This is a genomic window from Aquimarina aquimarini (genome assembly GCF_900299535.1).
Classification (GTDB): domain Bacteria; phylum Bacteroidota; class Bacteroidia; order Flavobacteriales; family Flavobacteriaceae; genus Aquimarina; species Aquimarina aquimarini.
Window position 1 is genome coordinate 52,969 of record NZ_OMKE01000039.1, and the last position, 13,673, is coordinate 66,641.

At 30.5% G+C, this 13,673-nt stretch carries 9 protein-coding genes; 5 read left to right on the plus strand and 4 right to left on the minus strand.

The genetic code is table 11. The annotated features are described in order from the left end of the window. Window positions 1-259: 259 nt before the first annotated feature. Window positions 260-1,573 carry a DEAD/DEAH box helicase gene (locus DG508_RS15860; RefSeq protein ID WP_108869084.1) on the plus strand — a complete coding sequence of 438 codons (1,314 nt, stop codon included), beginning with the start codon at window positions 260-262 and terminating at the stop codon, window positions 1,571-1,573. 34 nt (window positions 1,574-1,607) lie between these two features. Here the strand turns inward: DG508_RS15860 and DG508_RS15865 are convergent, their stop codons facing one another. Beyond that, complete coding sequence (locus DG508_RS15865; RefSeq protein ID WP_108869085.1) at window positions 1,608-2,252, minus strand: thiamine phosphate synthase; 645 nt, start codon at window positions 2,250-2,252, stop codon at window positions 1,608-1,610. Between the two features lie 144 nt (window positions 2,253-2,396). Then, window positions 2,397-3,008: a DEAD/DEAH box helicase gene (locus DG508_RS15870; RefSeq protein WP_108869086.1), complete on the minus strand. Its 612-nt coding sequence runs from the start codon at window positions 3,006-3,008 to the stop codon at window positions 2,397-2,399. A 365-nt stretch (window positions 3,009-3,373) separates the two neighbouring features. On the opposite strand from DG508_RS15870, the gene DG508_RS21065 reads away from it, so the two are divergent. Further along, window positions 3,374-3,514 (plus strand): hypothetical protein, encoded by a 141-nt coding sequence (locus DG508_RS21065; RefSeq protein WP_159090863.1) that lies wholly within the window; start codon window positions 3,374-3,376, stop codon window positions 3,512-3,514. A gap of 141 nt (window positions 3,515-3,655) precedes the next feature. On the opposite strand, the gene DG508_RS15875 is transcribed toward DG508_RS21065, so the two are convergent. Together DG508_RS15875 and DG508_RS15880 are read right to left on the minus strand one after the other, a co-directional pair. After that, entirely contained in the window at window positions 3,656-5,896 is a 2,241-nt protein-coding gene (locus tag DG508_RS15875) for an NAD(P)-binding protein (protein ID WP_108869087.1), read from the minus strand. A 16-nt stretch (window positions 5,897-5,912) separates the two neighbouring features. Next, window positions 5,913-6,770, minus strand: a complete 858-nt coding sequence (locus DG508_RS15880; protein ID WP_108869088.1) for a hypothetical protein — start codon at window positions 6,768-6,770, stop codon at window positions 5,913-5,915. Between the two features lie 137 nt (window positions 6,771-6,907). Here DG508_RS15880 and DG508_RS15885 point away from each other — a divergent pair, with 137 nt between their 5' ends. The 3 genes from DG508_RS15885 (at window position 6,908) to DG508_RS15895 (ending at window position 13,555) form a co-directional block, all read left to right on the plus strand. Then, the gene (locus tag DG508_RS15885) at window positions 6,908-8,938 is read left to right on the plus strand and encodes a sensor histidine kinase (protein ID WP_108869089.1); all 2,031 of its coding nucleotides are present in this window, start codon (window positions 6,908-6,910) and stop codon (window positions 8,936-8,938) included. Between the two features lie 472 nt (window positions 8,939-9,410). Then, window positions 9,411-10,859, plus strand: coding sequence for a trypsin-like serine protease (locus tag DG508_RS15890; protein WP_108869090.1), 1,449 nt, complete (start codon window positions 9,411-9,413; stop codon window positions 10,857-10,859). A 290-nt stretch (window positions 10,860-11,149) separates the two neighbouring features. Further along, window positions 11,150-13,555 (plus strand): toxin-antitoxin system YwqK family antitoxin, encoded by a 2,406-nt coding sequence (locus DG508_RS15895; RefSeq protein ID WP_108869091.1) that lies wholly within the window; start codon window positions 11,150-11,152, stop codon window positions 13,553-13,555. The last annotated feature ends 118 nt before the right edge of the window (window positions 13,556-13,673 follow it).

A 13,673-nucleotide genomic window follows, 5' to 3' on the forward strand; every position in this document is an offset into this window, starting at 1 on the left:
CTGGAAAAAGAGAGATCGTCTTATACAGGTGATCTCTCTTTTTTATTAATCATTTCTTGTTTTTTAAAAATCTAAACCATAATTAATATTTTATCCGTTTTTGTAAACAAAGTGTAGTTATCTTTGCTGCAAAGATTTTATAATAAAAATCGTAGGAATTCATATCTAGTAAGGTTTTCGGAGTCTATATAGTTTGTACAATTCATTCCAGTTATTTAAAATCTAAGCTATCTAAAGAGTATAAAAAGAAATAATCATTATGGCAAATAGTAGTAAGAATCAACTGGATATTTTGATGAAATTAAATATTGACGCCTTGAATCCTATGCAAGAAGAAGCTGTTTCAGTGATTGAGAGATCAACAAACACCATCATATTATCACCAACAGGAACAGGAAAAACATTAGCTTTTTTATTACCCCTATTAAAAGTTTTAAACTCTGAATCCAAAGATATCCAAGCATTAATACTAGTGCCATCAAGAGAGCTTGCAATTCAAATAGAACAAGTTTTTCGTTCTATGGGGTCTGGTTATAAGATAAATGCAGTTTATGGTGGTAGGCCCATGTCTAAAGACAAAATTGAACTTAAACACACGCCTGCTATTTTAATAGGAACACCTGGTAGAATATTAGATCATTTTGATAATGATCGTTTTTCTAAAGCTAGTATTAAAACACTCATATTAGATGAATTTGATAAGTCTTTAGAAATCGGTTTTGAGTATGAGATGAAAGGTATCATAAGTCAGTTACCAAACATAAACAAGCGTATTCTAACTTCTGCTACTCAGAGTGTTGCTATTCCTAGCTTTGTTAGATTAGACACACCTCATACCATTAATTTTTTAAAAGAAAATAAAGTATCAAAACTAGCTATTAAAACAGTAGTTTCTCAAGATAAAAACAAATTGAAAACTTTGTTGGATTTGATACAATATATAGGCAATGAACCAGGAATTGTTTTCTGTAATTTAAGAAATAGTATCAACCAAGTAAGTACTTTTTTAGCGCAGAATAACATTGGGCATACTTGTTTTTCTGGTGGTATGGAGCAAAAAGATAGAGAACGTGCTTTAATTAAATTTAGAAACGGAACATGTCAAGTACTAATTGCTACAGATTTAGCTGCCAGAGGCATAGATATTCCAGAAATGAAATATATTATTCATTATGAATTACCGCTACATGAAGAAGAATTTATTCATAGAAATGGTAGAACAGCCAGAGTTAATGCCAAAGGAACTGCTTATGTATTAAAATGGGAAAATGAATTATTACCTGAATTTATTAAAAATGTTGAAGGCATAAATATTTCTAAGAAGGCCCTTTTTAAACCACAGTTTTGGGAAACTTTATTTATTTCTGGTGGGCGAAAAGATAAAATTTCTAAAGGCGATATAGCTGGTTTGTTTTTTAAGCAAGGTGGTGTTAATAAAGATCAATTAGGAACTATTGAGCTAAAATCAGATTGTGCATTTGTGGCTGTTCCTCTTACTATTGCTAAAGAATTGGTGGAGAAATTAAATAACTCTCGATTAAAAAAGAAAAAAGTAAGGATAACTATTCTATAGACTTATATATAATGCTTTTAAAATTATTCCAGTTTTATTTAAATGTATAACGTTGCTCTTCTGTTGAGGAAGCATTTAGTAATTGGTTAAATGTTCTGATAATATTAAAATTTCTGGTAATTTCTTGGGACACAGCAACCCCGGAAATACCTGTTTCTAATATATCTGTAACATCATCAACTTTTATGTTGCCAATGCCTATAATTGGTGTTTTTGTTTTTAAGGTTTTTGTAATTTCAGTATACCCATTTAAACCTAAAACTGGGTACAAACTGTCTGCGGTTGTTGTTGATGTATAAGGACCTAAACTTATATAATCAACTTCTTTATCAATCAATGTTTTGCAATCTTGTAAAGTATTTGCTGTTCCGCCAATAATTTGCCAAGTATATAAATGTTGTCTGGTTTTGGTAGGGCATGAGGCTATTTCTTCTAGATGTACACCATCTGCTTTAACTTCTTTTGCTATTTTATAGTGCTCATTAATAATTAATCTGGTTTGAAAATGAGATGTGATTTCTCTAGCTTCTTTGGCAAACTTTAAAAGTTTTTTTTCTGAAACACTTTTTAAACGTAGTTGTACCAATTCTGCCCCAGATGTACATGCTTTTTGTATATTCTCCAGATGTTCTTTTGTAGAGTTTCCTTGAGAGATATAATGTAGTTTAGGTATAATCATAAGTTTTATTTTTTGTTATTATACAAGTTTATCAAGTATACTTATGCTTGAATTTTAAAATTCAGTAAATGGTAGGCTATTATTAGAAGATTATAACTCTAAAAAATGATATAAAACCTAATCAAGATTAAATCATTGATGCTTTTATATAGAGATTATTTTGGAGTGTTCCATAAAATAGGACTCAAAACGCTTTAGTTTTGGATGCATTTTTTCTGAGTATATTACAAACTGGCATTTTTTTATACTTTGTGTAATCGAAATAAGCGCAGTATACGTTAGTTTTTGAATTAGAAATTCTGCATCGTCTATACTAAATATCTTCAATTGTGAAATACTCACACCATTTAATAAAAATAGCTTGTTCATTGTTTTGGGTGTAGAAATAAGAATATCTATACCCATAAATATTTCAGATTTTTGTACATCAATATGTAGTTGTTCATACCCTACATATACTCGTAACGAATTATGTTTAGTATATTCTAAAAAAGCATCATATAACTCTAATGCTCTTTCTTTATTTTCTACGAGAACTACAGCTCTTGGAGCATTTCCAACTGCCTCACATTTTAATTTTTGCAAGGTTGTAAGTATAAGTGTGGTTGTTTTTCCGCTATTTTTTGGGGCTGTACAAAAAACATTAGCACCACTTTTTATTACAGGAATACTCTTGCTTTGAAAAGGAGTAGGTGTCATTATTTTTAAAAACTCTAACTTCTCTTGTATATCGGAATGTAATTTTTTAAATGGCATAGAAACTGATGACTGTTTAATGTAAAATTCGTAATAACTAAGGCAAAGATACCATCTAGAAATGAAATAAATGGATGTAATCCTGTTTTCTATAGTAGTATAATAAATAAGATATGTAGTAGGTAAATTAAATTCTATTGAAATGTGGTTAATAAAAAAAATATGTCTATTCAATTATTTTATGTACCATGATAAAAAGGAAGGTTTGGATGATTTTATACTTTGTAAACACCTTAAAATTAGGTTTATATATAAACTCTAAATAGTGTGTTTAATTCATGATAACTAAAATTATTTGTCTATTATTTCCCTGTTTTCCAGTTTAATTTGATTATTTTAGAATAAATCTTAAAACTTTAATTATTATGTTAACAAACATTTCAAATTTAGGTACGGCTTTAAATAAAAATGAACAAACAGCAATTAATGGAGGTAAGGCTCCTATTTGTCCTTATCCATTAGTAGCAATGTATAATCCATCTACAGGAGAATGGTCTTGTTGCTAGATTGATTTTTAGATATCAAATAATCAAATATGGAAAAGCTAGCTTTTCCATATTTGAAAACATAAAGAATATAGAAATTTATATAAATTTGACCTTAGCTTATTTAGAAAGATCTATAACTTTATATAGAAAACTATATTATTACTTTAATTGTACTCCACTAAAAATTTTAGTTTCATTTGGTAATCCAAGTTTATCTCGTACTACTTGACCAGCCTGAAGACCAGAAACGATAGCACCTTCATAATACCCTACATTAACACCAAAATTAATCCAATCTCCTGTAAGGATAAGATTGTCAAAACCAGATTCATTTGCTTGAAGACGGTATTTGTTTGATCCAGGAAGTGACAATGTATATCTGTCTGTGGGGTTTACATTAGCTCTAAAAAATTGTGTTTTTAATCTATCATAATCAGTTTTGGCAGTTTTTGAAAAATCATGAATTACATCTAATCTCATTCCTTCAGGATATTCAAAGGTCGTAGCATTGGGAAAAAACCACCCCATTTTATCTTTAAGCCATTGTTCTGAAACACGTATAATACGCTCTAGTTGTTCATGTGGATACGTATGATCTGAGAATGGAGGTATGACTTCTGGATCCAAAAATGATCCTGTATAGTAAATTAATACGCCTGGTTTATCCTCTTTCCAATCCTCATATGGCATCACTTGTGACATATCTATAAAAGAGTATTGTGGCTCTGCATAGGTCACCAAATTGGGCAATGATCCTTCTGGGAATCCCCAATCCGGTAGATTCATCCCTAATTCTTTTAGTGTAGGTTTGATCCATAATTGCATAGACATTGTAGGAATACTTTTAACATGGTGATACATATTGCGCCATGTTTCATTTTTATCAATAATTTCCTTGCAAATACCTTCTTTACCTCCTAAAACATCAATAGGAATACCTAAGACAACATAATCAAAATCCTTACCTTTCTCTAACGAAATCTGTTTTACATTTTTCCAACCACACCAAGATTCTTCAAGATCATATTTACCTTTTCTAAGTGCAATTGCTTGTTGATCATCAATTTGATCATAAAGAGGTTCTCCTGGCCATACATCTATACCTTTTAATTTATAAGTAGGGTGGTAGTAGTCATTTTTTAAGGTTACCTGTTCTGCCATAGATATGTTCTCAATTTCACCAGTATCAGAATAGTGTACTTGTTCAACTTTATGAAAGAATTTGAATTTGACTCCTCTATTTTTAAGCACTAAATAAATTGGAGTAATCATGGTATCAGCTGTTCCAGCTTTGAATTTCCATACAAAAGACCCTTTGTAACCAGCAGAGTTTGTCAAGAAATGAAGACCAACTCCAGCTGCTAAGCTACCTTGTTGATCAGCTCCTGTGAGATTATGAAATGTTCCTGTATAGAGAAAGCGTACCATTGCAGAGCTCAATAAACGATCACTAGCTCCATGGTTTTTGAGCCATTCCCTGTAATCTAAATGATTGACACGTTCATAGTCTAACTCATGAGTTTCTGAGTTATACACATCTTCAAATGTTCCTTTCATATTAATAAGCCCAAATTCTACAAATACAGCAAGCCAATATGAGTATTCGTTGTGTTCTGTTATGGAGTCAATAAGCTTAGTAACCCATTTAAAAAGTACATTAAGAAGCTCTTTGATTATTGAATGATGATCTTTTCGCTGTGCATGATCATGATTTTTATTTGTCATTAAGTTTTGAACTAATTCAGCTACATAATTCAATAGTTTTTCTCCCTCATGTCTAAATATTTTAGTCTTAATAAAAGTTTCAAATTTAGGTTTGAAATTTGCCCAAAGAGAATGATGTTCAGGTGCTTTGATATCCTCATGAGACTCAGAGGCTATATTTGCTAATCCATTTTTATTGGGATTTGTACCAAACAATATTTCAGAGACAAGGCCTACTGCTTTGTGTATAATGGCAGAAAAAGGCAAAGGGCCACCTTGTCCAGGAATATATTCATTAGAAGGAAAAACGATATTCTTTTTGATCCATTTATTGTTTTTAGAGTCAAAGTGAGTAAGTAATGTGGTATTTTCTTGATCAAAAGCTTCATCCCAAGATTTAAAAGGACTATCAGGCATAAGATTATGTGTTTCACATTCTTTGTAAGAGTCTTGTATCAGTCTGAATGCATTTTCATACCACCCCTGAGCAATATGAATACCATGTTCTTGAATTCTTTGATTAGGCCCTCTACCAGTTGCCGTTTTACCTCCTAATCTCCAGCCCATTTGATAAATTGTTATATCATAATGATCTTGCCAGTTCTTATAAGAGCTAAGTTCATAAGCAGTGGTCAGAGATGACATACCACTGCCTAGAATGGCTATTTTTTTTTTGCTTTTTTCTTTATTTTGCATTGTTTTGTGCGTTTAATTAAATATGTGTTTTTTTGGTTGTTAATTTATTGTTGAAGTGTTCTGAATTCAATTCATTTTCAGTAATTGGGTATAATGGTTGATTATTTTTTACAAATTTCTTCACTATTGGAGCGCTGTTCCATTTGGCGGCTTTGGTATATAGCTTGTCCAAATGAGGTACTATAAAAAGTGTATCCAAAACGTTTTCAATTACTCCAACAAAGTTATGTACATGATGAATTACATAAGTGATATCTTTTTTTGATAATGGATAGTGACTAGGATAAAAGGCTTCTATATCTGTGATTAAAGAAACTGCTGACCCTCTAGGATTAGCAAATATTTTACCTAAGACTCCAAAATTTACACCTTGAACTATAGATTGTGCATAAAGTAATCGATAGAATACAATATTGATAAAATATTGCTCATAAATATTTTCAGTAAAAGCCAAAGAATCGGCTAGTTGATACCCTGAGATTATACTTGAGTTGTGCGCACGATACCAGGAACATTCATTGGGTGTATTGATATAATCAAGCCAAAAATTAACAGGAGTAGGAACCTCTTCAAATGTTTCTCCAGACTCCTTAATTAATTGAGCAAGTGTTCCTAAATACAAAAAATGGCTATTTACTGTTCTCCACCAGAGACTACCAGGTTGTGTTGCATTTACAGGGTTGAGCACACCTCTTTTTATTTCCCAATCAATAAATGCTAATTCAGAATTTCCAAGTCCATTACTACCTTTAATCAAAGAATTTCCATATTTTTGATAAAATTCATAACGTAATTTATACCGACTTTGTGGGTCATCAGCAACGCTTAATACAATTCGGTTAGCTTTTTTATTTAGTATTTCAAGTTTGTTCATATATTCGCAAAATGGTATATAAACTTACAAGTAAAATCGTTATTTACAATAAATATTTTAGTAAATTCAACTAGTGTATTTCATAAAATTTCCTTGTTATAAGAAAACTAATTTCTCAAAGTATTTAAAGATTAAGAATGATAACTTATTTAAAATATTATTTAGGGTTCTTATCAATACTATTATGCTCTCCTTTTGGCTTATTTAGTCAAACAGAAATTATACTGGATGACTCGATGGAGTTACTTGATATTGGAACGCAAACTCACTATTTGGAGGATTCTTCTCTTGAATTATCTATTGAAGAAGTTGTAATTGATATTCAAAATAAGTTTAAAAAACATTCTCAAGAAACTATAAACTTTTCTAGTACAGCCTCTGCTTACTGGTTAAAATTCAAAGTAACCAAAGCGATAGGAGATTATCATTACCTGAATGTGGGATCTGCTTATATAGATTCTATATCCTTGTATGAATTTGATGAGAAAAATAAACTTTTATCAATACGGCATACAGGTGATAATTTACCTTTTAATAGTAGAGAGATTAAAGTAGGAAATTATCTGTTTGCACTGGATTTTGAAAAGAATATTACACGAACTTTTTATCTTAGAGTAAAGAGTGATCAACCTTTGTTTTTTCCTCTTCGAGTTGGTACACTAGCTAATTTTGCGGCGTATGAACATGATTTAGATTTTCTACAAGGTATTTATTTTGGGTTTATGTTGTTAATCTTTCTCTATAATCTCTTTTTATATTTTTCTACAAGAGAAAGAATCTATCTCTACTACATTGCGTATGTATTCAGTATCACATGGTTTATGGCTTCGATATTTGGATATTTCTTTGAGTATTTTTGGCCCAATTCACCTATTATTAATCAAATTGTGGTAGTCAGTGCAGGGTTGACAATGATTACAGCAACCTTATTTACACAAAAGTTTTTAAATACTAAAAAATCGAACTCTATTATGCACAAGGGGTTGATAGTTTTTCTTATCGTAGGTCTTTTAGTATGTGTATTAGTTCTATTTGGTTATAAAATAGAAGGCCTGAAATTATCGCAAGGCGGTCTTCTAATCATGGCAGTGTATTTTCTTATTTTAGGGGTTCAATTTAAGTTGCAAGGGTATCGCCCTGCTAAATATTATTTATTTGCTTGGGGAGCTCTTATAGTAGGTATTTGTTTTGCTATTCTTGAGTCTTTAAATCTGACTTTTGTTATGAAGTATGTAAATGCAATGCAAATTGGTTCTGCTTTAGAAGTTGTGTTGCTTTCATTTGCCCTTGGTGATAGGATTAATATGTATAAAAAGCAAAAAGAAGATGCTCAACTAGATGCTTTATTAGCAGCCAAAGAAAATGAAAGGTTGATCCAAGAGCAAAATATACTATTAGAAAAGAAGGTTAAGGAGCGAACGGCAGAAGTAGCTACACAAAATAAACGACTTGTTGACTTGAATAAAGAAAAGGATATGTTGGTAAATATAGTTGCTCACGACCTTAGAACCCCACTTAGTCACATACGATTATTAATGCAACTACTGGATATGACATCTTTGGATTTGACCGATGATCAGAAATCTTATTTAACAGAGATTGATAACTCGGCAGATCGTCTCTCACAAATGATTGGTCGTATCTTGGATATACATGCACTAGAAACAAATCAAGTTAAATTAAAGAATCAAATTATTAATTTGGTAGAATTGGTTAATTATGTTGTAAAATGTTTTCGTCTTACCTCTGAAGAGAAGCAAATTAGGATAATAGCTACATCAGAACCAGGAAATCACTTTGTAGAAATTGATAAGAATTATATGATTCAGGTATTAGAAAATTTAGCTTCTAATGCAATCAAGTTTTCTGATAGGGGAAGTACTATTTTTATAAATGTAAGATCTAGTAATAAAAAAACATATGTTGTTGTTGAAGATCAGGGACCTGGTATTAGTCAACAAGATCAAAAAAAACTATTTGGGAGGTTTCAAAAACTTAGCGCACAACCTACCGAGGGAGAAGCATCTATTGGTTTAGGGCTATCAATTGCAAAAAAATATATCGAGTCTATGAATGGTAAAATTCATTGTGAAAGCCAATTAGGTGTTGGAACTAAATTTATTATCTCTTTTGATTCTAAAGAAGACTTGACAAATGTGAAGAGTTAATTGCAAAAGGGTAGCTGAATAGTCTGTTATTGAAAAGAATACATACTATCGAATTCTTGATAACGATACTAAAAGAGAATTATAAAATCTAAGACGTACAATACATTAACAAAGCCATAATTGGCGTAATAGTCAATCTGAAGCTTAATAATTACGATGTTTTTATGAGTAATTTCAACGAGAAAAGATACTTCTTTTAGTTGTTTAACAAAACCATTGTAGGAATTAGTTAAAAAGCTAAATTATAGTTAATTACGATTGTTTTTTTTGTATCATTAAGCAATATTTCTTGTTTAAAACTTAGATGTAAGTATCAGAATTATAGACGAATACCCATTACTTTCTATTATTTTTTATTTTAGAAGTTAAATCTTACATTTTTTTAATTATAAGTGAAATTTATCTTCAAAATAATTTACAACTTGCTGTGTTTAAGTAAAATAAATCATTTTAATTTAAAAAATTAGAAATCATGAAAAAAATTTATTTACTTATTTTAAGTTTAATTATTTGTTTATCTGTTACAGAATTGCAAGCTCAAGTAAAACCAGACTCGGAAAATAACCCGTCTAACGTTGCAAAAATAAAAAATGGAGAAGATGTTTTGATTGAAAATCATCCATATCAAGCCGATTTAGGTGGATGTGGAGGAACAATTATAGGACCTACTTGGATTCTTACTGCAGAACATTGTGTTGGAGGAATCGTAGGAAGAAGGATAGGAGTCGGGTACACCAAAAGAAGTGACAGATCAACAGGACAGACGTCTACTGTAAAAAGAGTTATTAAGTTTCCGTGTTCAGGATGTGATTTAAGTCTCTTAGAACTAAGTACTCCATTAGACTTGTCTGGTAGATATGCTAAAGCCATCAAATATGCATCAGCTGATGTTTTTACAGAAGGCTATGTAAAGCAAGGTAAAGATTGTTATGCTACAGGTTGGGGGCAATTGGGGCCTAATGGTGGTTCTCCTGATCATTTGCAAGGAGCATCATTAAAATTTGGAGTTGTGCAACTATCTGACGAACGTATTAGAGTTGAAGAAACAGAAGGAAGAATGGTGTGTAGAGGAGATAGTGGTGGCCCGCTGGTTGTATATAACAGTAACAGGTCTGAAAGAATTTTGGTTGGAGCAGTGAGTGGAGGAGAAGGAACTCCTTGTACAGATTATGGCTTTTGGGGAAATGTTGCTAATGCTGCATCTTGGATAGAAAGTCAAACAGGAATTAAACCTTATACAGAAACAGGAAGTACTGATAATGTGGCTCCTACAAGACCTACAAATTTAACTGCTAGTAATCCAACACAAACAACAATTGATCTCGCTTGGACAGCTTCTACAGACAATGTTGGTGTAACAGGGTATGAGGTGTATAGAGGAAATACGATGATTACTACTGTAGCAGAAACCAGATATAAGGCAGTAAGTTTAACAGCTGGTACAGAATATACTTTTAAAGTATTAGCAATAGATGCAGCAGGAAACAAATCAGAGTTTAGTAATATAGCTACTGCGACTACATTACCTGGAGACCCTACCGATATTTGTAACGGTGTAGCACCATGGAGCCCAAATGTATCATACCAACCAGGAGATAGAGTAGTACATAGAGGAAATTTATGGGAGCGTACTTTTAGAGGGTGGAAATTTATTTCATCTTGTAGCGCTAATAAATCTGGTAAAATTATACCACCAGAAGATAAAATTTCTGTATACCCTGTTCCTGCAAATAAAGAAATACACATTCTTTTTAATCCAGCAGAGAAAGCAGTATTCAATATTATAGATATGTTTGGTAAAACAGTACTACAAGGAAAATATAGATCAAACATAAACATCACAAAATTACAAGCAGGTACGTATACCTTAAAAGTTATTTCGAATGGAGCTAGTTATACTACCTCTTTCGTAAAAAAATAATCTATTTATCTAACTCATAAATCGAGATGTAATTTAAGAAGCTGTCGAATCTGGCAGCTTCTTTTTTATATCATTCTATGAATAATGGGGATTATAAAAGCAGGAAATAAAAAAAGCTATAATTCAATAAAACAATTTCTAGGATACACTGTGAATTGATAATTAGGAATTCAGTACAAATTTCTAACCATACTGTATAACAAAAATAAATATATTTATGCTTGATTAAAAAGTACTTAACACCGTAGAAAAAATATATTTGTAAAATTCAAAAGGAATAATAAAATTACATGAAGGAAATAAAAAACAAACCCCGAATTCATACATTAATTTTATTAATAGGATCTTTTGTTATATTTCAAAATAGCTTTTCACAGGCCATACAAAACAAAGATACTCTATATTTTGACAGCAGCTGGAAACCTACAATTAGGTCAAAACATCAATTTTATAGGCTGTTACCATTAAAAACTACAAAGAACCTTTCCTTAATTATTGACTATTACAAAAATGGAAATATGCAAATGCAAGGATATGCATATACAGATAGTCTCACAAAACTTGTAGGTGATGTGTATTGGTATGATGAGAATGGATTTGACTCTTCGTATGAACAAAATTTTAATTCAACAAATGAACCTCTAGAATATTACCATAATAATGGTTCAATTTGGAAAACTATTACTTATAAAAATGGAGTAAAAGAAGGTGTAGTTAAACTCTTTAATAATAAAGGTGCTTTTATTACTTCAGAAACCTTTAAAGAAGGATTTATTACAAATGACACTATAGGTAAATTTAATAAACGATACTATTCTGGTACTAATTATAATAAAACTCATACGTTTGACAAAGCTACGCCACCTATAGATAATTATACAAAAACGTTGTATTGGAGCCATACAGGTAATCCAGCAAAGATTATAAAGTATACTGATAATACAATTATTGAAGAACGTTCTTATTCTGAAAATAAACAGTTAACACAACATCTTAGCAAAAATGATTTTGTAAACAATAAATTACTAGATGGTAAGTATTATACCATAAAAACTAACAACGGCTTTGCTATAACAATAGATTCTATACATTTTAATAATCAAAAAAGTAAACTTATAAGGCTTAATAATATAAGTCATGTAGGTGCAAATGAAGATGGTGCGCTAGATTTTTATCAAAAAAAAATAGCAAATCATTATTCAAAATTAGATTATGAATTTTTTTATGAAGGAGCAATTCCAATAAAATCATTCAGATTATTAGGCAAAGATGATAGAGATTATACAATTGAAGGTATAAAAAAATATTCAGATAAAATCATTAATATAAGTGATGTAAAAACACAATCTGTTGAGAATTTACTTAAAACAATTGCAAATAAAGAGTGGAGTAGTACTTATATAGATTCTAGTAGTTATTCTGATGATACGACCAAAAACAAAGTTATTTTTAAACAATTTAATTCAGAGCTTTTTACTTATTTAGATTTGAGTTTTACTGAGGCTTATAGAGGTGGCTTAGGTTCTTCATACCAAAATAAGGATGATGATACAAAAAAATGGCGTTTACAGAACGTAGATTTTTATACTATTAATATCCTTGTACTTAATAACAATAAACCAATACTTATTTTAACCAAGGATGATGATATGGAGTATTACATCATCCCGACTAAGAATAATGGTTTACTTGTAAATTTTAAAGAAAAAGGTGCCACAGAACAAATTAGTTCTAATCTAGATGAAAGTGTTTTTAAAGAACTTATGCATAGAGGTAATTCTAAACAATTTTATGGGGTAAAATCTCAAAAAGGCAAAAAGTATATCACAAATTCTTTCAATGAAATATTGATTGACACCGCATATGATAGTATCCAAAGAAAAAATCAGTATATCATTGGAAAAAATAAAAATAAACTTGATATCTATAATTTAAAACTAGATAAACTACCTATTAACAATGTAAGAGAAGCCTATTACGACAGAGGGAATTTGCAAATTCTCACCAATAATAGCGTAAAGTATATTGATGTGTTAGGTAAAGAAACAAACAGGAGAATTATAAGCTATTCTTTTTGTGGAACAGTTAGTTCAACAAGTTTTGAGATTATAAAATCAAAGAAAAATAAACATTTTAATGCTATTGAAATTAGAACAGGAGGGCTTGGAGGTTTCCCTAGTCAAAAAGAATTACTCCTCAAAAACCTAGAAGCAGAATATGATGTTACATTTCTTAATAAAACCAAAAGAGATGGTTATGATGGCAACAGTAGCTTTGTAGATGGTTATATAGATAGAACACACTTGCTTGTTGTTGGTAAAAATAAAAAAGTGGGTTTATATACTTATAATGATGATAATATAGAATTTAATTTTGGGAATGTTATTGAGGATACGGAACAAAAAGACGAAAACGGAATAGTAAAACCCCCTCAGATCATAGATATTAATCAGTCAAAATATGGTAGTACACTTGCAGAGGAACTTTTACCGATATTATATGATGAAATCAAACTAATAGAACCATTAATTATTGTAAAAAAGGATGAAAAGTATGGGATTTATCCTTTGAAGAATGGACTAAAATATAAGAATCTTGGTATGGTAACAGCAAACTTTATTAATTATGAAACTATTAATGGAGAAAAAGGATGGATAGATGTGAATACACGTAAAGAATATCCAAATGAAAAATAATATTACAGTATAACAAAATAACTAACTTCATTAAAAACCATCAAAAGGTAATACGTCATTATTACCTTTTCTACAATAGGAGAGTAGATGCAATGTATGCTGAGTAGAAAAAAAAATA

What these genes read in the sequence shown, in the direction of transcription:
- DG508_RS15895 (WP_108869091.1), top strand. Translation starts at nt 11,150, where the DNA reads ATGAAGGAAATAAAAAACAAACCCCGAATTCATACATTAATTTTATTA.
- DG508_RS15890 (WP_108869090.1), top strand. Translation starts at nt 9,411, where the DNA reads ATGAAAAAAATTTATTTACTTATTTTAAGTTTAATTATTTGTTTATCT.
- DG508_RS15880 (WP_108869088.1), bottom strand. Translation starts at nt 6,770, where the DNA reads ATGAACAAACTTGAAATACTAAATAAAAAAGCTAACCGAATTGTATTA.
- DG508_RS15885 (WP_108869089.1), top strand. Translation starts at nt 6,908, where the DNA reads ATGATAACTTATTTAAAATATTATTTAGGGTTCTTATCAATACTATTA.
- DG508_RS15865 (WP_108869085.1), bottom strand. Translation starts at nt 2,252, where the DNA reads ATGATTATACCTAAACTACATTATATCTCTCAAGGAAACTCTACAAAA.
- DG508_RS15860 (WP_108869084.1), top strand. Translation starts at nt 260, where the DNA reads ATGGCAAATAGTAGTAAGAATCAACTGGATATTTTGATGAAATTAAAT.
- DG508_RS15875 (WP_108869087.1), bottom strand. Translation starts at nt 5,896, where the DNA reads ATGCAAAATAAAGAAAAAAGCAAAAAAAAAATAGCCATTCTAGGCAGT.
- DG508_RS21065 (WP_159090863.1), top strand. Translation starts at nt 3,374, where the DNA reads ATGTTAACAAACATTTCAAATTTAGGTACGGCTTTAAATAAAAATGAA.
- DG508_RS15870 (WP_108869086.1), bottom strand. Translation starts at nt 3,008, where the DNA reads ATGCCATTTAAAAAATTACATTCCGATATACAAGAGAAGTTAGAGTTT.